22 protein-coding genes and 1 tRNA gene are annotated in these 23,302 nt (G+C 67.6%); 13 read left to right on the forward strand and 10 right to left on the reverse strand.

What is annotated here, in order from left to right; all coding sequences use genetic code 11:
- Positions 1–171 precede the first annotated feature (171 nt).
- The 4 genes from lysS (at position 172) to ABMQ42_RS03195 (ending at position 4,953) form a co-directional block, all read left to right on the forward strand.
- The gene (lysS, locus tag ABMQ42_RS03180; RefSeq protein ID WP_349721340.1) at positions 172–1,695 is read left to right on the forward strand and encodes a lysine--tRNA ligase; all 1,524 of its coding nucleotides are present in this window, start codon (positions 172–174) and stop codon (positions 1,693–1,695) included.
- An 87-nt stretch (positions 1,696–1,782) separates the two neighbouring features.
- On the forward strand, positions 1,783–1,971 hold the full coding sequence (locus ABMQ42_RS03185; protein ID WP_349721342.1) for a hypothetical protein: 189 nt from the start codon (positions 1,783–1,785) through the stop codon (positions 1,969–1,971).
- A gap of 84 nt (positions 1,972–2,055) precedes the next feature.
- Positions 2,056–3,513: a cardiolipin synthase gene (gene cls, locus ABMQ42_RS03190; protein WP_349721343.1), complete on the forward strand. Its 1,458-nt coding sequence runs from the start codon at positions 2,056–2,058 to the stop codon at positions 3,511–3,513.
- Between the two features lie 582 nt (positions 3,514–4,095).
- Complete coding sequence (locus ABMQ42_RS03195; RefSeq protein WP_349721344.1) at positions 4,096–4,953, forward strand: endonuclease domain-containing protein; 858 nt, start codon at positions 4,096–4,098, stop codon at positions 4,951–4,953.
- 3 nt (positions 4,954–4,956) lie between these two features.
- Here the strand turns inward: ABMQ42_RS03195 and ABMQ42_RS03200 are convergent, their stop codons facing one another.
- From ABMQ42_RS03200 to ABMQ42_RS03210, 3 genes are all read right to left on the reverse strand, one after another.
- Positions 4,957–5,436 (reverse strand): hypothetical protein, encoded by a 480-nt coding sequence (locus ABMQ42_RS03200; RefSeq protein WP_349721346.1) that lies wholly within the window; start codon positions 5,434–5,436, stop codon positions 4,957–4,959.
- Positions 5,437–5,723: 287 nt separating this feature from the next.
- Complete coding sequence (locus tag ABMQ42_RS03205; RefSeq protein ID WP_349721347.1) at positions 5,724–5,954, reverse strand: helix-turn-helix domain-containing protein; 231 nt, start codon at positions 5,952–5,954, stop codon at positions 5,724–5,726.
- On the reverse strand, positions 5,951–6,691 hold the full coding sequence (locus ABMQ42_RS03210; RefSeq protein WP_349721349.1) for a hypothetical protein: 741 nt from the start codon (positions 6,689–6,691) through the stop codon (positions 5,951–5,953). The genes ABMQ42_RS03205 and ABMQ42_RS03210 overlap by 4 nt, the downstream gene beginning before the upstream one ends.
- A gap of 477 nt (positions 6,692–7,168) precedes the next feature.
- On the opposite strand from ABMQ42_RS03210, the gene ABMQ42_RS03215 reads away from it, so the two are divergent.
- The 6 genes from ABMQ42_RS03215 to ABMQ42_RS03240 all read left to right on the forward strand — a co-directional run bounded on the left by ABMQ42_RS03215 (position 7,169) and on the right by ABMQ42_RS03240 (position 13,895).
- Complete coding sequence (locus tag ABMQ42_RS03215) at positions 7,169–9,691, forward strand: ATP-dependent Clp protease ATP-binding subunit (protein ID WP_349721350.1); 2,523 nt, start codon at positions 7,169–7,171, stop codon at positions 9,689–9,691.
- A gap of 66 nt (positions 9,692–9,757) precedes the next feature.
- Complete coding sequence (locus ABMQ42_RS03220; RefSeq protein ID WP_349721352.1) at positions 9,758–10,345, forward strand: hypothetical protein; 588 nt, start codon at positions 9,758–9,760, stop codon at positions 10,343–10,345.
- Positions 10,346–10,459: 114 nt separating this feature from the next.
- Entirely contained in the window at positions 10,460–11,836 is a 1,377-nt protein-coding gene (locus ABMQ42_RS03225; protein ID WP_349721354.1) for an NADP-dependent succinic semialdehyde dehydrogenase, read from the forward strand.
- 75 nt (positions 11,837–11,911) lie between these two features.
- The gene (locus ABMQ42_RS03230; protein ID WP_502884600.1) at positions 11,912–12,418 is read left to right on the forward strand and encodes an amino-acid N-acetyltransferase; all 507 of its coding nucleotides are present in this window, start codon (positions 11,912–11,914) and stop codon (positions 12,416–12,418) included.
- Between the two features lie 61 nt (positions 12,419–12,479).
- On the forward strand, positions 12,480–13,229 hold the full coding sequence (locus tag ABMQ42_RS03235; RefSeq protein ID WP_349721357.1) for a hypothetical protein: 750 nt from the start codon (positions 12,480–12,482) through the stop codon (positions 13,227–13,229).
- 258 nt (positions 13,230–13,487) lie between these two features.
- On the forward strand, positions 13,488–13,895 hold the full coding sequence (locus ABMQ42_RS03240; RefSeq protein ID WP_349721358.1) for a dehydrogenase: 408 nt from the start codon (positions 13,488–13,490) through the stop codon (positions 13,893–13,895).
- 48 nt (positions 13,896–13,943) lie between these two features.
- Here the strand turns inward: ABMQ42_RS03240 and radA are convergent, their stop codons facing one another.
- Positions 13,944–15,305, reverse strand: coding sequence for a DNA repair protein RadA (radA, locus tag ABMQ42_RS03245; protein WP_349721360.1), 1,362 nt, complete (start codon positions 15,303–15,305; stop codon positions 13,944–13,946).
- Between the two features lie 162 nt (positions 15,306–15,467).
- Positions 15,468–16,418 carry an L-lactate dehydrogenase gene (locus tag ABMQ42_RS03250; RefSeq protein ID WP_349721361.1) on the reverse strand — a complete coding sequence of 317 codons (951 nt, stop codon included), beginning with the start codon at positions 16,416–16,418 and terminating at the stop codon, positions 15,468–15,470.
- Between the two features lie 97 nt (positions 16,419–16,515).
- On the opposite strand from ABMQ42_RS03250, the gene ABMQ42_RS03255 reads away from it, so the two are divergent.
- Positions 16,516–17,565 carry a hypothetical protein gene (locus tag ABMQ42_RS03255; protein ID WP_349721363.1) on the forward strand — a complete coding sequence of 350 codons (1,050 nt, stop codon included), beginning with the start codon at positions 16,516–16,518 and terminating at the stop codon, positions 17,563–17,565.
- A gap of 9 nt (positions 17,566–17,574) precedes the next feature.
- Here ABMQ42_RS03255 and ABMQ42_RS03260 read toward each other — a convergent pair whose 3' ends face one another.
- Positions 17,575–18,375 carry an SDR family oxidoreductase gene (locus tag ABMQ42_RS03260; protein WP_349721365.1) on the reverse strand — a complete coding sequence of 267 codons (801 nt, stop codon included), beginning with the start codon at positions 18,373–18,375 and terminating at the stop codon, positions 17,575–17,577.
- Positions 18,376–18,378: 3 nt separating this feature from the next.
- Positions 18,379–18,849, reverse strand: coding sequence for a MarR family winged helix-turn-helix transcriptional regulator (locus ABMQ42_RS03265; protein WP_349721366.1), 471 nt, complete (start codon positions 18,847–18,849; stop codon positions 18,379–18,381).
- Positions 18,850–18,950: 101 nt separating this feature from the next.
- Between ABMQ42_RS03265 and ABMQ42_RS03270 the strand changes: the two genes are divergently transcribed.
- Together ABMQ42_RS03270 and ABMQ42_RS03275 are read left to right on the forward strand one after the other, a co-directional pair.
- A tRNA-Ser gene (locus ABMQ42_RS03270) sits at positions 18,951–19,041 on the forward strand.
- Positions 19,042–19,405: 364 nt separating this feature from the next.
- A complete protein-coding gene (locus tag ABMQ42_RS03275) occupies positions 19,406–20,230 on the forward strand; it encodes a hypothetical protein (protein ID WP_349721368.1) in 825 nt (274 codons plus the stop codon).
- Positions 20,231–20,260: 30 nt separating this feature from the next.
- Here the strand turns inward: ABMQ42_RS03275 and ABMQ42_RS03280 are convergent, their stop codons facing one another.
- The 3 genes from ABMQ42_RS03280 to ABMQ42_RS03290 form a co-directional block, all read right to left on the reverse strand.
- Positions 20,261–21,484 (reverse strand): GTP pyrophosphokinase, encoded by a 1,224-nt coding sequence (locus tag ABMQ42_RS03280; protein WP_349721369.1) that lies wholly within the window; start codon positions 21,482–21,484, stop codon positions 20,261–20,263.
- Positions 21,485–21,529: 45 nt separating this feature from the next.
- On the reverse strand, positions 21,530–22,132 hold the full coding sequence (locus ABMQ42_RS03285) for a GIY-YIG nuclease family protein (protein WP_349721371.1): 603 nt from the start codon (positions 22,130–22,132) through the stop codon (positions 21,530–21,532).
- Between the two features lie 154 nt (positions 22,133–22,286).
- Positions 22,287–23,288 (reverse strand): hypothetical protein, encoded by a 1,002-nt coding sequence (locus tag ABMQ42_RS03290; RefSeq protein ID WP_349721373.1) that lies wholly within the window; start codon positions 23,286–23,288, stop codon positions 22,287–22,289.
- Between the last annotated feature and the right edge of the window lie 14 nt (positions 23,289–23,302).

Raw genomic sequence — 23,302 nt, forward strand, 5'->3', positions numbered from 1 at the left:
CGAGTTTCGGCAGTCAACTTCTGCAGGCCGTCGCACCGATCGCCTGCAGAAGGCGACTGCTGAACACACGGGAGCGCCCGGCCCACGACCCCCACCCCTCGCCACCCGCGCAGGGACCCCCGAGGGCGCGCCGATAGACTGGACGGCGACTTTCCGAGGAGCCCCGCCGTCATGACCGACACCCCTGTCACCACGCCTGCCACAGACACCGCCGAAGACGATGTCATCGAGCAGAAGGCGGTGCGACTGGCCAAGCGCGAGCGGCTGATCGCCGAGCGGGTGGATGCCGCGGGCGGCGCGTATCCGGTCACGGTTCCGGTCACCGACACCATCGGTTCCCTGCGCGAGCGCTTCGGCGACCTCGAGGCGGGCGCCGAGACCGGCGTCGTCGCCGCCGTCGCGGGGCGCATCGTGTTCAGCCGCAACACCGGCAAGCTGTGCTTCGCCTCGCTGCAGGCGGGGGACGGCAGCCGCATCCAGGCCATGGTCTCGCTCGCCGCCGTCGGCGAGGAGTCGCTCGCCCGCTGGAAGGAGCTCGTCGACCTCGGCGACCACGTGTACGTGCGCGGCCAGGTCATCTCGAGCCGCCGCGGCGAGCTGTCGATCATGGTCGACGACTGGGCGATCGCGTCGAAGGCGCTGCTGCCGCTGCCGAACCTGTACACCGAGCTCTCCGAAGAGAGCCGCGTGCGCTCGCGGTTCCTCGACTTGATCGTGCGCGACCAGGCCCGCCAGACCGTGCGCGCCCGTGCGAAGGTCAACGCGAGCCTGCGCCAGACGTTCACCGACCACGACTTCATCGAGGTCGAGACGCCGATGCTGCAGATCCAGCACGGCGGAGCCGCGGCCCGCCCGTTCGTCACGCACTCCAACGCGTTCGACGCCGACCTCTACCTGCGCATCGCGCCCGAGCTGTACCTGAAGCGCGCGGCCGTCGGCGGCATCGACCGTGTGTTCGAGATCAACCGCAACTTCCGCAACGAGGGCGCCGACTCGACGCACAGCCCCGAATTCGCGATGCTCGAGGCCTACCAGGCGTACAGCGACTACAACGGCATCGCCGACCTCACGCAGGAGCTCGTGCAGAACGCCGCGATCGCCGTCGCGGGGTCGACCACGGTGACCTGGGCCGACGGCACCGAGTACGACCTCGGCGGACAGTGGGACCGCATCTCGATGTACGGCTCGCTCTCCGAGGCGGCCGGCGTCGAGGTCACCCCGCAGACCAGCCTCGCCGAGCTCGAGGCGCTCGCCGCCGCGAACGGCGTCGATACCCCGCCGCACCCCACCCACGGCAAGTGGGTCGAAGAGCTGTGGGAGCACTTCGTCAAGCCGAGCCTGACCCGCCCCACCTTCGTCATGGACTTCCCCGTCGACACGAGCCCGCTCGTGCGCGACCACCGCTCCATCGCGGGCGTCGTCGAGAAGTGGGACCTCTACGTGCGCGGGTTCGAGCTGGCCACCGGATACTCCGAGCTCGTCGACCCGGTCATCCAGCGCGAGCGCTTCGTCGCACAGGCCAAGCTCGCCGCCGCCGGCGACGACGAGGCCATGCGCATCGACGAGGAGTTCCTGCGCGCCATGGAGCACGGCATGCCCCCGATGGGCGGCATGGGCATGGGCATCGACCGCCTGCTGATGGCGATCACGGGCCTGGGCATCCGCGAGACGATCCTCTTCCCGCTCGTGAAGTGACGGTTCGGGATGCCGCGGCCCGCGGCATCCACTCCGCCGTCTCACACCGCGGGTCGACCCCTGATTCCACGCGGGTACGATAGGTGCATGGACAACTTCTGGGTCGCCGCCGCTTGGTCGCTCATCCCGACCATCGTCGTGCTCGGGTTGCTCATCTTCATGCTGCGCGGCATCGTCCACATGGACCGCAACGAGCGCCGCATGTACGACCAGGTCGAGGCCGAGGAGCGCGCCAAGCGCGGACTGCCGCCGAAACCGCCGGTCGCCTCGCACTGAGGCATCCCGACCATCACGCCCGCCGTCCCAGACGGCGGGCGCTTTGCGGATACGCTGAACCGAAGAGAGGGCGGGGGAGGGCGGATGGCGCAGATCGTCGAGTGGTGGCCGATCGTCGTTCTGGTCTTCGACATCATCATCCGCGTCGCGGCGATCATCATCGTTCCCCGCAACCGGCGCCCGACCGCCGCAATGGCGTGGCTGCTGGCCATCTACTTCATCCCCGTCATCGGCGTGGTGCTGTTCCTGCTGATCGGCACGCCGCACCTGCCGCGCAAGCGGCGCCGCAAGCAGGATGACATCAACGAGTTCATCCGCGACGCCAGCAACCAGCTCGACCTGGGGTCGCTGCGCCCGCGCGCGCCCGAGTGGTTCACGTCGCTGGTGACGATGAACCATCGGCTGGGTGCCATGCCGCTGGCCGGCGACAATGAGGCGCACCTCATCTCGGACTATCAGGGCAGCATCGATGCGATGGCCGGGGCCATCCGCGGGGCGCAGAAGTACGTGCACGTCGAGTTCTACATCCTGCAGACGGATGCCTCGACCGACGTGTTCTTCGCGGCGCTCGAAGACGCGTGCGCCCGCGGCATCCCGGTCCGTGTGCTGCTGGATCATTGGGCCAACTGGCGCAAGCCGTTCTACAAGCAGACGCTGAAGCGCTTGACGGCGATGGGTGCGCGGTGGCAGCTCATGCTGCCCGTGCAGCCGCTGAAGGGCAAGTACCAGCGGCCCGATCTGCGCAACCACCGCAAGCTGCTCGTGGTCGACGGCGACGTGGCGTTCATGGGATCGCAGAACATCACCGACTCGACCTACAACCTGCGCAAGAACATCAAGCGCGGGCTGCACTGGGTCGACCTCATGGTGCAGCTGCGCGGGCCCATCGTCGGGTCGGTGAACGCGGTGTTCCTGTCGGACTGGTACAGCGAGACCGACGAGGCGCTGCAGACCGAGGACGAGATGTTCGCGATCGGCGAGAGCGGCGGCGACCTCGACTGCCAGATCGTGCCGAGCGGGCCCGGCTTCCGGTTCGAGAACAACCTGCGGCTGTTCCTCGGGCTGATGTACTCGGCGCAGCGCAAGCTCATCATCGTGAGCCCGTACTTCGTGCCCGACGAGGCGCTGCTGCTCGCGATCACCACGGCGTGCCACCGCGGGCTGCAGGTGGAGCTGTTCGTCTCCGAGATCGGCGACCAGGCGCTGGTGTACCACGCGCAGCGCAGCTACTACGAGGCGCTGCTGCGCGCGGGCGTGCGCATCTGGCTGTATCGCGAGCCGTACATCCTCCACTCGAAGTCGATGACGATCGACGACGAGGTCGCGATCATCGGGTCGAGCAACATGGACATGCGCTCGTTCGGTCTGAACCTCGAGATCTCGATGCTCGTGCGCGGCGAGGAGTTCGTCGCCGAGATGCGCGATGTCGAGCAGCAGTATCGCGACCTGTCGCGCGAGCTCACGCTCGAGGAGTGGATGAAGCAGCCGCTGCGCTCGACGGTGCTCGACAACCTCGCGCGGCTGACGTCGGCGCTGCAGTAGGGGTCTCGCGGGTCTCGCGGGTCGAGGGTTGCGGGGTTGCGGGGGTTGAACGGCCGCCAAGATGTTCAGCAGTCGATAACTGCGGGCGCGGGAGCTGAGCGCCTGCAGAACGTGACTGTTGAAGTTCGGGATGCCGCGGCCCGCGGCATCCATCGTCTTCGGGCGGCGGCCGGCCTGCGGCATCCACCTCGCGTCCCGTGTTCGGCAGTCAGCATCTGCAGCCGATTCGCGGGCGAGCTTGCAGAAGCTGACTGTTGAACGGCCTGCCGGGGTGTTCGGCAGTCGATTACTGCGGGCGCGGGCGTGTGGAGCTTGCAGAACGTGACCGTTGAAGTTCGGGATGCCGCGGGCCCGCCGCCCACGCCCACGCATCGGTTCCTCCCCAGGCCGGGGTTACGACTGACTTATCCACAGATCTTGCACCGCGGCATCCATCGCCGTCGCCGCCCCAGCACGCTGGAGGGCATGCTCGCAGATCTTCCTGAAGGAATCGGACCGACGTTCTCCGTCGCCGACGCGATGCGCGCCGGAGTGCCGGCGTCGCGCTTGCGGCGCGTTGATCTTCGAAGACCGTTCCGCGGGATGCGCGCGGTCGGCGCGGCCGAAGACGACGATCCCGATGAATCGGGATCGGTCTTCGATCGCGCGCGGGATGCCGTGGTCGAACGCGCCCTGCACTTGTCGGTGGTCATGCCTGCGAACGGGTTCTTCTCGCACGTGACTGCGGCGATCCTCTGGGGGCTCTGGCTGCCGGTTCCGCTCGTGCGCGATCACGGCGCGTTCGATGTGGCCGTGTGCGCGCCGGCGCGGCATCCACGGCGCGATGGGGTGCGCGGCCATCAGACGCCCCTGCGCTTTGTGAAGACGGTGACCCATCCGGTGTTCGGCGTGCGGCTCGCCGATCCCTCGACCACGTGGGCCCAGCTGGCCGCGGTGCTGCGCGACCCGTATGACCTCGTCGCCGCGGGTGATGCCGCAATCCGCGAGCAGATGTTCAAGGACGACCCGCCGGCACTCGCGACGATGACGCAACTCACCGATGCCGTGGCGGTGGGACGTCGCGCGGGCGTCAACGCTCTGCGCGCGGCACTGCCGCAGGTGCGGTCGCGCTCGGCGTCAAGGCCGGAGACACGATGTCGGCTCCTGATCGTCGATGCCGGGATGCCGGAACCCGAGTTGAACTGGACGGTCAACGACGAATACGGCTCGTTCGTCGCGTGCGTCGACCTGGCGTACCCCGCGCTGAAGATCGCGATCGAGTACGAGGGGGAACACCATCTCAAAGACCCTGCCCAGTGGGCGAAGGACATCGAGCGCTATGAGCGCCTCGCGCGTCTGGGCTGGCACGTTGTCCGCGTGACGAAGGCTGCACTGTTCGGCGACCCGCAGTCGGTCGTGCGCCGGGTGCGTTCCGCGGTCGCGGAGCGCGCGGCGCGCTGACGCTCAGCCCGCGGAGCGCCCGCGCCCGGTCGTGATGACCGGGCCCATGCCGCCGTCCTGCGGCGGTTTGGTCGCCACCGCCGGCCGCGACGCGTCGCCGAACGCCGAGACGAGGATGTCGCGCACGCTGTCGAAGCGCCGCGCGAAGACGAGCAGGTCGTCGAGGCGCATGGGCTCGTCGCCGTGCTGCAGCCGCGAGACGCGGTCGAGCGTGAGCTCGGGCGACGTGGTCTGAAGCGTCGGCAGCAGCGTCGCGAGGTTCGTGCGGAGCATCAGGACTTCCTCACGCATCGCGTTGGCGACCCAGTGCTGCAGGTTCGCGGAGATGAACCGTGCGTCGGTCGGGTCGATGCCGTCCGCGGCGCGCATGGGCTTGCCCCAGCGGCCGAACATGTCCGGGCGGTCGACGAGATCGCGCGGGCGTGCGGCGCCGGCCGCGGAGTCGGGGGTGTCGCGCCGCGGATTGAACACGAACTCGGTCACCCTTCGATGCTAAGCGGCGGGGAAAGGGGTGGGATGCCGCGGACCGCCGGCATCGGCGGATGGAGCTTTCTCGACGCGGCCGTCGGAGGCGCGGCATCCACCGCCCTTCATTCAGCAGTCAGTTCCTGCAACGTGCCCGCCCGTCGGCTGCAGAAACAGACTGCCGAAGTTCGCGGCACATGTTCAGCAGTCGCTTTCGGCGACAGATGCGCCAGGCAGGTTGTAGAAGCTGACTGCTGAACAGGAGGCGGAGTTCGCGTGGGATGCCGCGGCTCGACGGCCGCGGCTCAGTCCGCCCGCACGAGCAGCTCACCGACCTCGCAGTCGAGCGCGCGGCAGATGGCCGAGAGCGTCGAGTAGCGGATCGCCCGCGCGCGGTCGTTCTTGAGCACCGACAGATTCACGATCGAGACGCCGACGAGCTCGCTGAGCCGGGTCAGCGTCATCCCGCGCTCGGCGAGCAGCTCGTCGAGTCGGCAATGGATGCCGGTGAGCTCATCCTCATCGGGCGGTGTCACACCAGCCCCTCCGTGTCGCGCTGCAGCACGGCGCCGTACTTGAGCACCGCGGCCAGTGCGGCGAAGCCGAGCCCGACGCCGATCGGCCAGAGCGGAATCGTCACCGACGTCATCGGCTGCGGCAGGAGAGAGTCGAGGTCCTGTTGCTCGGTGAGTCCTGTCGCCGCGGTCACCGACAGCAGCTCGTGCGAGACGATGCTGCCGCCGATCTGGCTGAGAACGTCGGCCGCGACCCCGCCGACGAGCACGACCACGGCGGTGATGAGGGCGGCGCGCACCACGATCCGCGCGAACGGCACGCCGCGCAGCAGCTGGAAGCACGTGATCGCGATGAGCGCGGCCACGGCCGTCGGCACGAGATAGCCGATGCCCTGACCGAGCGCCCAGAACACGCGCGCGGCGGGGCTCGCCCCGGTGACCCAGACGTCTGCCGTGGTGAAACCACCGCTCTCCAGGTGCGCGGACGTCGTGACGGTCACGCCGTCGGGCAGCTGCGGCCAGTACTCGTTCACGGGAATCGTGAACTGCACCGAGTCCGCCGTGAGCGCGATGAGCACGGCTCCGACACCGAACAGCAGTGAGAACGCGGCCACGATCGCGGCGCCCGACAGGGTCACCCCGACGGTGGCGTCGATGCCGCGCCGCCGCCAGCCGCGCAACGCGAGCGCGACGACCAGCACGATGATCGCGACGACGGCGAGAAGCACCAGCAGGTGCACCCACGAGAATGAGCCCACAACGTCCCCTTATCGATAGTCGTTGTTATCGACAAACGATAAGGGAAGTGGATGCCGGGGGTCAAGGGGGCGCCGCGGCCCGCGGCATCCACGCCCGCGGTATCGGCAGTCAGGAACTGCGAGCCGCGCCGCGCACGACCTGCAGAAAGTGACTGCTGAACAGGAGGGGCGGAAGGATGTCGGACCCGGGCCGTGTTCAGCAGTCAGGAACGGCAAGCCGCGGTCGGAGGCGGCTGCAGAAAGTGACTGCTGAACAGGAGGGGGCGGAAGGATGTCGGACCCGGGCCGTGTTCGGCAGTCAGGAACGGCAAGCGGCGCCGCCCACGACCTGCAGAAAGTGACTGCCGAACGCGACGCGAGCCGCGACGCCGCACCCCGTCACACCGCTATGCCGACGGCGAACAGCGCGACGCGGCCCGCGTGCTCTCGTTACGCTCGAAGCAAGGCGCCAGAAGTGTGTGCCCGGAGGAGTCAGAGATGTTCGAGAGATTCACCGATCGAGCCCGTCGCGTGGTTGTGCTCGCCCAGGAAGAGGCGAAGATGCTCAACCACAACTACATCGGGACGGAGCACATCCTCCTGGGCCTGATCCACGAGGGGGAGGGCGTCGCCGCGAAGGCGCTCGAATCGCTCGGGATCTCGCTCGACGCGGTGCGCGAGCAGGTGCAGGACATCATCGGCCAGGGGCAGCAGCAGCCGACGGGGCACATCCCGTTCACGCCGCGCGCCAAGAAGGTGCTCGAGCTGAGCCTGCGCGAGGCGCTGCAGCTCGGCCACAACTACATCGGGACCGAGCACATCCTGCTCGGGCTCATCCGCGAGGGCGAGGGCGTCGCCGCCCAGGTGCTCGTCAAGCTCGGCGCCGACCTGAACAAGGTGCGCCAGCAGGTCATCCAGCTGCTGAGCGGCTACCAGGGCAAGGAGCCCGCCGCCGTCTCGGGCGCCGCGCACGAGTCTGCGCAGGGCGCGCAGGGCGGGTCGCAGGTGCTCGACCAGTTCGGCCGCAACCTCACCCAGGCCGCCCGCGACAACAAGCTCGACCCGGTGATCGGGCGCGAGAAAGAGGCGGAGCGGGTCATGCAGATCCTCTCCCGCCGCTCGAAGAACAACCCTGTCCTCATCGGCGAGCCCGGCGTCGGCAAGACCGCGGTCGTCGAGGGCCTGGCCCAGGCGATCGTGAAGGGCGATGTGCCCGAGACGCTGAAGGACAAGCAGCTCTACTCCCTCGACCTCGGCTCGCTCATCGCCGGTTCCCGCTACCGCGGCGACTTCGAAGAGCGCCTGAAGAAGGTCACCAAGGAGATCCGCACCCGCGGCGACATCATCGTGTTCATCGACGAGATCCACACCCTGGTGGGTGCGGGTGCCGCCGAGGGCGCGATCGACGCGGCATCCATTCTGAAGCCGCTCCTCGCGCGCGGCGAGCTGCAGACGATCGGTGCCACCACGCTCGACGAGTACCGGAAGCACTTCGAGAAGGATGCTGCGCTGGAGCGCCGCTTCCAGCCGGTTCAGGTCAACGAGCCGACGCTGCCGCACGCGATCAACATCCTGAAGGGTCTGCGCGACCGGTACGAGGCGCACCACAAGGTGCAGATCACCGACGGCGCGATCGTCGCCGCCGCGAACCTGTCGGATCGCTACATCTCCGATCGCTTCCTGCCTGACAAGGCCATCGACCTGATCGACGAGGCCGGCGCCCGCCTGCGCCTGTCGATCCTGTCAAGCCCGCCCGAGCTGCGCGAGCTCGACGACAAGATCGCCGACGTGCGCACCAAGAAGGAGCAGGCCAGCGAGGAGCAGGACTTCGAGAAGGCCGCGTCGCTGCGCGACGAGGAGAAGTCGCTGCTCGCCGAGCGTCTGCGCCTGGAGAAGCAGTGGCGCTCGGGTGACGTCGCGACCACCGCGGTCGTGGACGAGGGACTCATCGCCGAGGTGCTGGCGCAGGCCACCGGCATCCCCGTCTTCAAGCTCACCGAGGAGGAGTCGAGCCGGCTCGTCTTCATGGAGAAGGCCCTGCACGAGCGCGTCATCGGTCAGGAAGAGGCCATCTCGGCCCTCGCCCGCACGATCCGCCGCCAGCGTGCGGGGCTGAAGGACCCGAAGCGCCCGTCGGGCTCGTTCATCTTCGCCGGCCCCACCGGCGTGGGCAAGACCGAGCTGGCCAAGGCGCTCGCCGAGTTCCTGTTCGACGACGAGGGCGCGCTCATCTCGCTCGACATGAGCGAGTTCGGCGAGAAGCACACGGTCTCGCGGCTGTTCGGTGCTCCTCCCGGGTTCGTCGGCTTCGAAGAGGGCGGCCAGCTCACCGAGAAGGTGCGCCGCAAGCCGTTCTCGGTCGTGCTCTTCGACGAGATCGAGAAGGCCCACCCCGACATCTTCAACTCGCTGCTGCAGATCCTCGAAGAGGGTCGGCTCACCGATGGTCAGGGTCGCGTCGTCGACTTCAAGAACACGGTCATCATCATGACGACGAACCTCGGCTCGTCGGCGATCGCGGGTGGCCCCGTCGGCTTCCAGGTCGAGGGCGACTCGACGACCTCGTACGAGCGGATGAAGGGCAAGGTCGACGAAGAGCTCAAGCGCCACTTCAAGCCCGAGTTCCTGAACCGCGTGGACGACATCATCGTCTTCCCGCAGCTGAACAAGGACGAGCTGCGCCAGATCGTGGGCCTGTTCACCAAGCGTCTGGGCGAGCGTCTGCTCGACCGCGACATGACCATCGAGTTGTCGGATGCCGCGAAGGACAAGCTCATCGAGATCGGCTTCGACCCGACGCTGGGCGCCCGCCCGCTGCGCCGTGCCATGCAGCGCGAGATCGAGGACCAGCTCAGTGAGCGCATCCTGCACGGCGAGCTGAACTCGGGAGACCACGTGAAGGTGGATGCCCAGAACGGCCAGTTCGTGTTCGAGCACGCGCCGCGCGGCGAGAAGGTCGCGGTCGGCGTGGGTGCGCCCGAGCAGATCGGCGCGACGCCCGACATCATCGCCGGCAGCTGAGTCAGCCGCCGGATCAAGCGGCCCCGTTTCTCGGAACGGGGCCGCTTTCTCGCGTGAGGGGGACATGTGGAATCGCACGAATGGATCGAGATCGGTGTGTCCGCGGCCGTGGGCCTGGTCGTCTTCGCGCTTCTGCTCCGGGCACGACGCCGTGCGCCGGCGGCTCACGCCCCGTCCGACTCGGTGCGTGTGCGTCTGCCGCTCATCCTGCCGGCGTTCGGCGCGGCGATCGCCGCCGGGGGCGTGGTGATGGGCATCGAGGGCGCTGTGGCGGACGGCCCCGATCTCGCCGTGCCGGACATGGTCGGCGGTGTCGTCTTCATCGTCGTCGGCATGGCGATGGTGCTCGTCTGGGTCGCCTGGTTTGCGCAGATCGACGCCGCCGCCCTCACCCGGCGTTCGTCGTTCGGACGTGTGCGAAGGATGCCGCTGGCCGACATCCGCGCGATGGAACAGACTCCGAGCGGCATGCTCGTGGTCGCCGACAGCTCCGGGTATCGCGTGAAGATCCCGGTGATGTGGATGCGCTCCATCGCGCTGCCGTTGGTCGAGCGCCTCGAGAAGGTCGACGTGTCGCCGGCCTCCGCCTACGACGGGGTGCACCGGCCCGGGATGATCCATCGGCCCGGAGACGGGCACACGATCGACTGGTGATCGCGGCGTCGCTGTGCCGCCCGTGCACGCATGCCTCCCATCAGCGCATCGGGGGGCGCCGGGCTTGCCCGAGCGCCTAGGCTTGACGCGCAGGCGTGTATTCGAAGGAGACCCATGGCCATCGCGACGATCAACCCCACGACCGGGCAGGTCGAGAAGACGTTCGAGGCGCACGACGAGGCGGAGGTCGATCGGCGCATCGCCGAGGCGCAGGCCGCGTTCGAGACGCTGAAAGACACCACGTTCGCGCAGCGCGCGGAATGGATGAACAAGGCCGCCCAGCTGCTCGAAGACGACGCCGACGAGCTCGGTCGGCTGATCACCATCGAGATGGGCCGGCCCATCGCCGCGGCCCGCGCCGAGGTGCTCAAGTGCGCGAAGGGCCTGCGCTTCTACGCGGAGAACGCCGAAGAGTTCCTCGCGCCCGAGCAGCTGTCCGACCCGAGCCGGGTCAATGCGTCGGCCGCCGGCACACGCTACGCGCCGATCGGCATCGTGCTGGCCGTCATGCCGTGGAACTACCCGCTGTGGCAGGTGCTGCGCTTCGCCGGCCCCGCGCTGATGGCGGGCAACGTCGGCCTGCTCAAGCACGCCTCGAACGTTCCGCAGGCGGCCCTCTATCTCGACACGCTGTTCGACCGCGCCGGCTTCCCGGCGGGTGCCTTCCGGACCCTCTTGATCCCGGCATCTCGCGTCGAATCCGTGCTGCGCGACCCGCGCATCAAGGCCACGACCCTGACCGGCTCGGAGCCTGCCGGCCGCTCGCTCGCGTCGATCGCCGGCTCAGAGGTGAAGCACGTGGTGCTCGAGCTCGGCGGCTCCGACCCGTTCGTGGTCATGCCGTCGGCCGACCTCGAGAAGGCGACGACCGTCGGCGTCACCGCGCGCAACCAGAACAACGGCCAGTCGTGCATCGCCGCCAAGCGCTTCATCGTGCACGCCGACGTCTACGACGAGTTCGTGCGCCTGTTCACCGAGAAGGTGGCGGCGCTGACCGTCGGCGACCCCCTCGACGAGTCGACCGACGTCGGCCCGGTCGCGACCGAGTCGGGCCGCGACGAGCTCGAGTCGCAGGTGGCGGATGCCGTGGCCAAGGGTGCGACCGTCCGCACCGGCGGCACCGTGCCCGACCGTGACGGCTGGTTCTTCGAGCCCACCGTCCTCGACGGCATCACGCCCGAGATGCGGCTGTACCTCGAGGAGGCCTTCGGACCCGTGGCATCCGTCTACCGGGTCGAGAGCCGCGAAGAAGCCGCAGCCGTCGCCAACGGCACCACCTTCGGCCTGAGCTCGTCGGTGTGGACCACCGACGAGGACGAGCAGGAGTGGTTCATCAACCGGCTCGACGCCGGCGCGGTGTTCGTCAACGGCATGACCGCGTCGTTCCCCGAACTGCCCTTCGGCGGCGTCAAGGACTCGGGCGTCGGCCGCGAGCTGGCCGCTGCGGGCATCCGCGAGTTCTGCAACCTCAAGACGGTCTGGAAGGGTTGAGCCCCTCCCGTCTGCGGCGAAGCCCCTCCGACCCGGCCGGTCGGAGAGGCTTCGCGCGTCGTGCGACGTAGGCTTTTGTGCGTGAGCGACATCGTCATCCGGCCGGCCCGCACCTCCGACGTGCCCGCGATGTTCGCGCTGCTCGAGCCGCTCGTGTCTCGGCGCATCCTGCTCGGCAAGGAGATGGTCTCGCTGTACGAGGCCGTGCAGGAGTTCGTCGTCGCCGAATCGGAGGGGCAGGTGCTGGGATGCGGCGCCCTCCACGTCATCTGGAAGGACATCGGCGAGGTCCGCACGCTGCTCGTGCGCGAGGATCGGCTGCACGAGGGCATCGGCGGGCGCATCGTCGAGGTGCTCGAAGCGCGCGCGATCGAGCTCGGGCTCGATCGCCTGTTCTGCCTCACCTTCGAGGTGTCGTTCTTCACACGCCACGGGTTCGCGCCGATCGGCGAGCACGTGGTCGACCCCGACGTCTACGCGCAGCTGCTGCGCAGCCCCGACGCCGGTGTCGCCGAGTTCCTCGATCTCGCGCACGTGAAGCCGAACACGCTCGGCAACACGCGCATGCTCAAGCACCTGTGAATCCGGTGCATCGGCGGGCGCGTCGCCGAGGACCGGCCGCCGCGCCGCTTACCCTGGCCGGGTGAGCAGTTCGTCCGGCAGAGCACGTCGTCATTCGCCCGCGGTGTACCGGCGGCGGCGACTGGTGCTGCTGCTCGTGCTCATCGCGATCGTCGCGGTCGTCTGGCTGCTGATCGCCCGCCCGTGGAGCAGCGGCGCCGCCGTCGAGCCGGCGGACGCGCAGGGACAGGATGCGCAGCCCGTCCTGCCCGTCGTGTCGACCTCGCCTCAGCCGGGCGATGCGTCGTCGGGTACGCCCTCGTCCACTCCGACCGCGACGGACGGTGCGACGGATGCGGCGACGGATGCGGCATCCACGCCCCCTTCCGATGCGACGAAGACGCCGAGTCCCGGTGCGTCGGCGGCAGCGTGCACACCCAACGATGTGACGGTGCAGGCCGTGACCGACAAGACGAGCTACGCGTCGGGACAGGATCCGAAGCTGTCGATCGAGCTGACGAACGAGAGCGACCAGCCGTGCACGCTCAATGTCGGCACCAGTGCGCAGGTGTTCACGATTACGAGCGGCAGCGACACCTGGTGGCGCTCGACCGACTGCCAGAGCGAGCCCAGCGACATGCTCGTCGTGCTGAACGCGGGGCAGAAGGTGTCGAGCTCGCAGCCGCTCGTCTGGGATCGCACCCGATCTTCGGTGGCCACCTGCCAGGCGAAGAACCGGCCGCAGGCCGCGGGCGGCGGGGCGAGCTATCATCTGTCTGTGGAGATCGGTGGAATCGATTCGATCGACGACGCGATCTTCCAGCTTTATTAGCGGATTCTCACTGCTGAACAGCCTTTGTCCCCCGAAAGGGGGACACCGCTGGGGTGGCGTGGTCCCTTAGACTGTAGGTACACGTCGAGCGCATATGCGCGGTGGAGCTGTCCCCAGCAGCGACAAGGCTCGTCCCCAGCGAACCGTCACCGCGTGCACGGCGTCCCGGACCCTCTCGAGTCGTCCAGTCCCCAATGAGCGGCTCGAGGGGGTCCCTTTCTGTCTGCGTGCAGGGGCCCGCGCGATTACGCTGGTTCCGTGGCATCCGGTAAGAAGCGCGGCAAGAAGCCCGAGGTCGAGTTCCGCAACACCCAGCTCGCCGACGCTCTGCAGACGCAAGACATGGCGGCCGTCGCGTTCGCGCTGCGGCACGGCCCGACCGTCGTGCCGCTGATGCGGCCCGGAGCCCGCGACGACCCGCGCGACTCGGGCGAAGTGTGGACGTTCCGCGACCCGAACACGGGCGACATCGCCCTGCTGCTGTTCAGCGACGCGCTGCACAAGCCCGAGGCGATGCCCAAGGCGGTCGGCCTGCACTCGCCCGAGTGGCTGCGCGCCTTCCTCGAGGTGCACGGGGACGAGATCACGACCGTGTTCTTCGACATCGCCGGCCCGCATCCGATGCAGGCCTCGCCGGCCGACCTGATCGCGGCGCTCGACGCCTGACTGCGACGCTCGACGCCTGACTGCGGCGCTCGACCGCGTCGCCCGCGCTCAGAACACCGGCACGCCGTCGTCGACGGCGACGGTCGCCGTGCCCTTGACCAGGCTCAGAGCCTGGCGGACCGAGCCCGCGTGCTCGTCGATGAGCGTGCGATAGCCGAGCCGATGCGCTTCGGTGCGCCGCTGCGCGGCCTGCGTGACCGGGCGGATCTCGCCCGACAGGCTCAGTTCGCCGATCGCGGCGACATCGTGCCGCACGGCATGGTCGCGCAGCGCGGTGGCGCACGCGATCGCGATGGCGAGGTCGGCGCCGGGCTCGATGAGCCGCACGCCGCCGACCGTCGACACGTACACGTCGTGCTTGGAGAGGTTGACGCCGGCCCGCTTCTCCAGCAGCGCGAGGATCATGGCCACGCGCGAAGCATCCACCCCGCTCACGACCCGACGGGGATTGGGGCCGGATGCCGGAACCGTGAGCGCCTGCACCTCCACCGGCATCGCCCGCCGGCCTTCGAGGGCGATCGTGATGCAGGTGCCGGCGACCGGCTTGCCGCTGCCCAGGAACAGCCGGCTCGGGTCGGGGACCTCTTCGATGCCGCTGCCGGTCATGTCGAAGCATCCCACCTCGTCGGTCGGCCCGAAGCGGTTCTTCAACGTGCGCAGGAACCGCAGCGAGGTCTGCCGGTCGCCCTCGAAGTGCGCGACGACGTCGACGAGGTGCTCGAGGATGCGAGGGCCCGCGATCGAACCGTCTTTCGTGACGTGGCCGACGATCACGACGGGCAGGGCCCGCTCCTTCGCGACCCGGATCAGCGTGGCCGCCACCTCGCGCACCTGACTGGGATGCCCCGCCATGCCGTCGGACAGCGACGACGACACCGTCTGCACCGAGTCGACGATGAGCAGCTCGGGCTCGACCTCGTCGACGTGGCCGAGGATCGTGGCCAGGTCGGTCTCGCTCGCCAGGAAGAGCTCGTCGTGCAGGGCACCGGTCCGCTCGGCCCGCAGGCGGATCTGCGCCGCCGACTCCTCACCGCTCGCGTAGAGCACGCGCTTGCCCGCGCCGGCGGACTTCGCCGCGACCTCGAGAAGCAGGGTCGACTTGCCGACGCCGGGTTCGCCCGACAGCAGGATCGCGGCCCCGGGCACGACGCCGCCGCCGAGCACACGGTCGAACTCGGCCAGGCCGCTCGTGCGCCGCGGCGTGGACGTCGTGTCGACCATGGTGATCGGCTGCGCGCTGCGCCGAGGTGCGGCGGCCGAGACCTTGCGCGCCGCGAGGCCGGTCTGCTCGGCCGCTTCGACGACCGTGCCCCACTGCTGGCACTCGCCGCAGCGGCCGACCCACTTGAGCGTCGTCCACCCGCACTCCGTGCACCGATAGGGGGAGGCGGTGGGACGCTTGGTGGCCATGCCTCCAGGCTATGCCGGGCCTGCGACATCCACCCCGCTCCCGGGGCGCGGCTCGCCGACCGTTAGACGGTGAGACTGCAACTGCTCCGTGAGGGAGAGGGAAGTACCCGCTGTCTCACCGGGCAGTTGCAGTCTCACCGCGAAATGGCCGGGTGCCGCCGATCAGCGCAGCTCGTCGGCGACGGCGCGCAGTGCGTCGGCCGAGTGGTGGAAGAGCTCGAGCTCGGAGTCGTTGAACGTCGTCTCGCGGATCGGCACCGCACCCGACGCGCTCACGATCGAGGGCACCGAGAGCGCGACGCCGCTCACGCCGTGGAAGTCGTCGAGCACGGGCGAGACCGGCATGACGGCGTGCTCGTCTCCGAGGATCGCCTCGACGATCCGCGCGCTCGACAGGCCGATCGCGTAGTTGGTCGCGCCCTTGCCCTGGATGACCTTGTACGCGGCATCGCGCACGTCCACGGCGATCTCGTCGAGCTCTTCCACCGACATCGGCGGGTGCCCGGCGGTCTGCCAGTCGAGGATCGGGACGGTGCCGATCGTCGCGTGCGACCACAGCGGGAACTCGGTGTCGCCGTGCTCGCCGACGATGTACGCGTGCACGCTCGAGGTGGACACGCCGGCGCGCTGCGCGAGCAGCCAGCGCAGACGCGAGGTGTCGAGCACGGTTCCCGAGGCGAAGATGCGCTCGGGCGGGAGCCCGGTGGCCTCCTGCGCGAGCACGGTGAGCACGTCGCACGGGTTGGTGACGATGACGTAGATGGCGTTCGGGGCGACCTCGAGCAGCTGCGGCATCATCGACTTCAGGATGTTCGCGTTGACGCCGGCGAGCTCGATGCGGGTCTGCCCGGGGTTCTGCTTGGCGCCCGCCGTGATGACCACGACGTGCGAGCCCTCGACCACCGAGAGGTCGCTGCCGCCGATGATGTCGCTCGATCCGGTGAACTGCGTGCCGTGGGCGAGGTCGAGCACCTCGGCCTCGGCCCGCTCGGTCGCGATGTCGTACAGCGCGACATGCCGTGCGGACCCGCGGATCAGTGCGGCATAGGCCGTGCTCGACCCGACGCTGCCTGCTCCGACCACGGTGAGTTTCGAGTTCTCGATGACGCTCATGCGCCCAGTCTGGCAGGGGGTGGATGCCGCGGGCCAGAGCGAACCCCGGCGAGTACCGTGGGATGCGGCATCCACCCCTCGAGAGACAGGCACGATCATGACCCAGCCCCAGGGCGCGCTGCTCGTCGGCAGCGTGAACTTCGACGACGCAGAGACCACGATCCGCCAGGCGGCCGGCATTCTCGGCGACCGGCTCAAGCGTATTCCGGATGGGGAATGTGGGCCGCGGTTCCACTGGATCATGTACCAACCGGACATCCTCGGGCAGGCCGAGGGCATCGAGCGGGTGGGCGCCGAGCGCATCCCGTTGCGCATGCTCGATGCCCGGCCGGTGCGGGTGGCCGACGGGGTCGACCCGGCGACGATCGAGTTCCCGCCGCTCGGCTACGCCGCGGCCGCGCAGGAGTCGTACGCGGTCTTCCGCCGGCTTCGCGACGAGGGCGCGGTGCCGCAGGGCACGCGCTTCCAGGTGTCGCTGCCGACGCCGCTGGCCGTGGTGGGGGCGTTCTTCCCCGAGGAGCAGCGCGCGGCGATCGAGCCCGTCTACCGCGCGGCGATGTACCGCGAGCTCGACGAGATCCTCGCGACCATTCCGCACGAGGACCTCGCGATCCAGTGGGACAACGCCGTCGAGTTCCAGCTCATCGAGCAGGTGCCGTACCGTGACAAGCCGGCGGCGCAGCCGTGGTGGGGCGACGACCTGTGGGGCGGACTGACCGCCCGCTCGGCCGAGCAGGCCGGCCGGGTGCCCGACGATGTGGAGGTGGGTTTCCACCTCTGCTACGGCGACGTCGCCGAGAAGCATTTCATCGAGCCGAAGGATGCCGCGAACCTCGTCCGCTTCGCGAATATGCTCGTTGCGGCATCCACCCGCCGGATCGACTGGATTCACCTGCCGGTGCCGATCGAGCGCGACGACGACGCGTATTTCGCGCCGCTCGATGGACTGCAGATCGGTGACACCGAGCTCTACCTCGGGCTCGTGCACCGCGAAGACGGCGCCGAGGGTGCGCAGCGCCGCATCGACGTGGCGCTCAAGCACGCGCCGGTGTTCGGCGTCGCCACCGAATGCGGCATCGGCCGCGCCCCGGAGGGCACGACCGATGGCATTCTGCGCACGCACGCGGCGGTCGCCGCGGCGTGGTGAGGGTCTAGATCACTTCGCGTCGTTCCACGACCAGATGTCGTCGCTGCGCAGGGTCGCGTCGGCACCGCCGTCGTCGTAGATGACCTGGCCGGCCAGGTGCGTGTTCTCGACGCTCGTCAGCCAGATGAGCAGGTTCGCGATCGACTCCGGGGGCTGGTGGTAGTTCAGTGGCATCGGGACCGCGGCATCCACCATCTTGGCGCCCTCGGGCGTCGACAGCAGGCCCTCGGTCATCGGTGTGAGAACCGTGCCGGGTGCGACCGCGTTGAGCGGGATGCCGTTGCCGGCGTAGTCCTCGGAGATCGAGGCGCGGCGCACCCAGCGGCTGAGCGCGCGCTTGCTCGACGGGTAGACGAGGTAGCCGATCTGCGGGCCCTGGTCGGCGAGCTTCTGAGCGATCTCGCGGGCGGTGGCCTCGTCGCCGGCGAGGGCAGCCTCGACCATCTCGGGGGAGTTGGGCTGCAGCGATGCCATCGACGAGACGACGGCGGCGCGCGGGGCGTCGGACGTCTTGAGCGCCGGCAGCAGGGCGTCGAGCAGCTCGACCACGCCGAAGTAGTTGACGGAGATCGTCGCGGGGATCGGTGCGGAGATGCCGGCGCAGGCGATCACCGCGTCGATGGTGCCGCCGGCGAGCTCGATGGCCTTGGCTGCGGCATCCACCCGTCCTTCCGCGGTGGAGAGGTCGGCCTCGACGTCCGCGTTGCGCAGATCGATGCCGATCACCTTCTCACCCTTGTCGCGCAGGATCTGCGCGGTGGTGGCGCCGATTCCGGATGCGGAACCGGTGACGACGTATGTGCGAGCCATGGCTCATTCCTCCTTCTGCGAGGTATCGGGGATGTCGACGCCGACGCCCGTGACGAACCGTCGGGTGAGGTCGGCGAAGTGTTGGCGCTCGGCGGGGCTCCAGGCGCCGAGCGCGGTCTCGACGGCGGCGATGCCGCGGGCGACGAGTGCGTCATAGGCGGCGCGACCGGTGTCGGAGAGGCCGACGAACGATGCGCGTCCGTCTTCGGGATCGGGGCGGCGGACGATGAGTCCTGCCGCCCCGAGCCGGTGCAGCTGCTTGCTCATCGTGGGACGCGTGAGCCGCAGGCGGTCGGCGAGGGCGCTGGAACGGAGGTTGCCCTGCATGCCGAGTGCGTAGACGACCGGGATGTCGCCGGGTTCGATGCGGACACCGGCAGCCTCCGCGTACTGCGACTGCACCCGGGGGGACGACCACTGGGTGATCAGGTGCGTGAGTGCCGTCAGGATGACGGTGGATGCCGGTGCCGACATGACTTCAGTCTAAAGTATGTAGTTGCCTGAGGCAACTAGTTGTCGGCGGATGCACAGCCGTCGGTTCGCGAGGCGTCGAAATCTCACGTACACTTGTCGGCGGTGACGTGTCCGAGCGGCCGAAGGTGCAACTCTCGAAAAGTTGTGTAGGGTAACCCCCTACCGTGGGTTCAAATCCCACCGTCACCGCCAAAATAGCCTGATCAGCGCCCCTTTTCTGGGGCGCTGATCTGCGTTTGGGAAGATTCTGTCGGAATCCTGTTCTCGATCAGAGACGTAAATTCGACGGAGGGCGGCTGTTCGCGGCTGATGTGGAATAGGTGCCATGTTGCCTCGCGCGAGCTCCGGGAGCATGCGTGACACACGTCCTGAGATCTCGTCGGCAACTACTTCCGGCTCGTCGAGTTTCATCCCTCCACGTGGTGCGAGCGCGATCCGAATTGGCGCCTTGTGCGCAGGCGCGCTTGAATCGTCAGGTATCCAAATTCGCTTCAACCGTCCGGTGATTGTCAGTAGGTGAGCTATGTCATCCCCACAGGAGCTGAGGACACGCAGGATGCTGTCGACAGTCGTGCTCGACGCCGCCAAGACGAGCGATGGCGTCGTGCTCCGCTCGAATCATCGGACACCGTTGGATGAGTCGACGCTGGCACACGCGTTCGGTGAAGCTCGCGAATTGAACGCTACACGGCATCTGACAGACGCTGTCCTGCAAGCCGAGTACGGCCTGCTCAGTGCTAGCGATCATGCTCGTGCCTTCGCAGCCCTGATGCGGAGTGAGCGAGGGTTCTCAACGGCGCTGATGACGCTCTGCCGAGACACGCTCGAATCACTTTCTCGATCGCGGTGGTTGATGCACGGACTTCCGTTCCGGACGATGGCGCATCGTTCGATCTCGCTCCTGTACGGGGACCTTAGGTATCCGGAAAAATACGGCGAGACGCTGATCAGCCGAGATGGGGACGAGGTCGACCCCAGCGAACGCAGACGGCACTTCGAATGCGAGCTTGAGCGACTTGGGCTGTCGCGACCCTTGAAGATCGTTTCAACGACGCTCGTCGAGGAACTCGTGTCCAGCGATATCCCCCACCAGGCGGGGCCGAAGTTCTATTCACTACTGTCGGCGGCCGCTCATGGGCATCGATCAGCTATCAACGCGTTCGTCCTGACGTCGTCCGATCAGAAGGTGCTAGGACTGTCAGCATCGTTGCCAACCGTGACAGAGCTGGCCTTTGTGATTGCGGCGACGCTCTTGTCTACCGCGGACGCGATGGTCAAGTGGTATGGGAACCCCCAAGCTGAGCAAGCACGAATCCATGCCACATGGACTCGGATTGCCGCGCGCAGCGACTCGCTCCCCCGAGAGGCCTTCGCCGAGTGATGACCGGGTGAGGCTGAAGTGGCAGTCGCGTTACTCCCCGAGGTTCAGCTCGTGGACCTGGTCGGTGTGATTGCCGTGCTCATAGGCCTGCCGGCGATAGCGTTCACGGATGCTCAGCGCTGACTCTTTGGGGTGCTCCACGAGGTAGCGGCCCACCTCTACGTACTCTGCCAGCCTGCCTCCACCGACGGAGTTGAAAGACGAGTACTTGTCTCGGCCGCGATGGAGGAGAGCGAGGGCGGTCCAGTAGATGCCGATCCCTGGGAACGCGGCAATGGGGTCGTCAGTGTGGTGGTGTGTGTCGGGGAGGATGAGCTGGTGGTCGACATCTGTGCAGACGATGGCCATCCGTAGGCCGAGCTTCCCTCCCTGCTCGGCAAGCGCCTCACGGATCTGACTTGACGTGTGCAGATTTGCGATGGCCGTAGCACGCCCAACTTCTCTTCTGTGCTTGAGACCCTTGATCAGTTCAAGGTCGAGCGCGTTCGCGATCTTCTCGTCAAGTGCTCGAGATGCGCGGTCGGTCTCGATGATTCTCTGGATGTATCCCTCCTCGCGCTCCTCCGGTGTGGTCGCTTCGTCGTCGCGTACATCACTGACTTCGTTCCTGATCGCCATGAGCTGCTCATCGACGTTCTCCACGAGCGCTGCAGTGAGAGCAAAGCGGCGGTCAACATCTCTGGAGAGCGTCTGCGCAGCGTGATATTGCAAATCGTGTTGAGTTTCTGCCCACGCGTGCTCGAGGATGCTCCGGATCTGGATCTCTGCCACAGCTGGCGAAAGCGAAGGCTCAAGGATATTCACGCCCCAAGAGGACGGTACGTTCGTCTCCCGAGTTGCCCACGGCATCGTCACCACGAACTGGATGGATCGATACCCGAACTCTCTGTCTCTCAGCATGTCGGCCTTGTTCACGTAGCTGCCTTCGTGAACGTCGAGGATCCTGCGAACGATGTCCTCCACCCGGGGGGCATCGTCCCTGAAGTAGGTGATGATGCGGACGCCGATCACATCCTCGATGTGCATCATCGGGTCCTTCTCGACCTTCTTCAAGAGTTTCCGTTCGAGGCTACTCCGGTCCTTCACACGTGCTGACACGTCGTGCAGACGAATCCTCGGGTCGGCTTCGAGCGCCGTCCGAATTCTCTGTTCGAGGTCAGCAGCGTTCTTCTTGTAGGTGGAAAACGTCGTGTCGTACGCTTCGAGCTCCCGCTCGATTCGGTGATTCGCTTGCTCGTCGTACGTCGATGACATGGTCCGCATAGTATCGTCGGCCCGCGGTCGCTGCCGATCGAGGCGTCATCGGTGCTCGGGTCGCCACTGCTGTGCTTCGATCTTCATCTCGCTTCGAGCCCGGCTTAAGCGCCCGAGTTTGCGGGGGTTCTTCTGGATGTTGATAGGCGGAGCGAAGCGCTTGATGACCGCGGTCTCGACATCCACGAGCCGCTCAGCGCTCCCGTCCGGCTTGAACCACACAGCGAGCTCCAGGTGCGAGTGCATCCATTCAGTGAGGCGCTCATCACCGCCTTGGGAGAGTCCGTACTTGTTGAAGTGCCCCGGATTGTCGAGATTCCGTGGGACCGCGTGCAGGTCCAGCTGGTCGCGCAGAAGTGCGGCGAAAGACCGCCGAACAGTCGACCCGCCGGTTCGGGCCTTTCCAGTGGGGCCGGCGACGAAGTGGTCGTCGAGGTCCCGTTTGACGAGACTCTCCTCAGTCTTGCCTACATACAGCGGGCGGTGTAGCTCCGGTTCGAGCTCGAGGTCCAGCCACGCGGTCGCGTTGCCGTATATGGCGTACAGGCCCGGTAATTCGAGCACGTGGTGAGCTGCTTTGAGGATCCGCCAGCGTTCACCATTAAGGAGAGCATCGGCCGCGATGTCGTCGAGGTGGTGCGCCGTCATGGACGCGACTCTACGGGTTGACGGCGGCCCGTAGAGTCCGCGCCGGTGGGGGAGCCTGGACACGCGCCGAGCGACGCCGGCCGCGCTGTCGACTGACTCCAAGATGGGTCGCCGGGCGGGCGATCACCGTTGGTCAGACGCGTGACGACCACACTCAAGTGTCGCTCGCGGGTAGAGGCTCCTCGGTCCCGCCGAGCAGGTCAGCCCAGTTCGCGCCACCGTGGGTCAAGATCAGGTCGTGGACGAAGAAGATCATCGGTCCAGTGAGCTCTCGTACGACGTCGATTGAGGGCCGCTTCTTGCCAGGGTTGCCGTGCACGAGATTGCTTCTCACGTCGTACGCCCGACGGAAGAAGTCCACCGCCGATTTCTCGCCATACGTGCGCGGCGCGAGCGACTCCGCGAGACGACGACCCGCCGCGCTGATCGACTCGAATCGAAGTCCGATCACGGCAGAAGCCAGCTGGTCCCGATCTTCGGGATCCAGGTCGGTCATCTCCGAGATCTCTTGACGCAGTCCCTTCAGCACAGCAACTTGTTCGTCCGATCGCTTCTCGGTCACGATCATGGCCTCCACTGCGGACATGAGCATCAGAAATCGGGCGTCAGCGTCACCCGTACTTTCGGCCGCACTGTAGAGATCGATCGCGAGCATCGTCCGCTCGTCGGGGCGCAGGTTTTCGTCGTACGCCCGCCGAACGGCATCGACTGTCGTCGCTGCGTTGCGGACTGCCTCAGCGTTGCCTTCGAAACCGAGCCATGACGTTGGCTGGTCTTCGGAGAAGACCTCCAAGCCGGGCTGATCGCTTCGCAGCTCCACAGTTTCGCCGGTTGGGAGGCTCACCTGATCGAGAAACGCTTGCGAGAACTGACCTCGAGGCTTGCGACCCTCAAGATCGACGGGAACGAGCCCCGCAACGGATCCAAGAGCAAGCGCCGAAATCCAACGGTTGCCATCCTCGTCGGCTTCGCCCTCCGTTTGATAGCCCTCGCCCTTGAGCGTGAAGCGCTGTTCCTGCTTGATCGTCTGGTCCATGGCGCGCGGCTGGATCGTAACGCGGGGTGCCGGCCCGTCTCGCAAGATCAGTACTGGCCCATCATGACCAATCCGATTGCCCTCGGGGATCCGAAACGTCATGCGGAATGCGTAGGTCATTGCCGAAGTCTAGG

The organism is Microbacterium sp. KR10-403 (assembly GCF_040196215.1).
GTDB lineage: Bacteria > Actinomycetota > Actinomycetes > Actinomycetales > Microbacteriaceae > Microbacterium.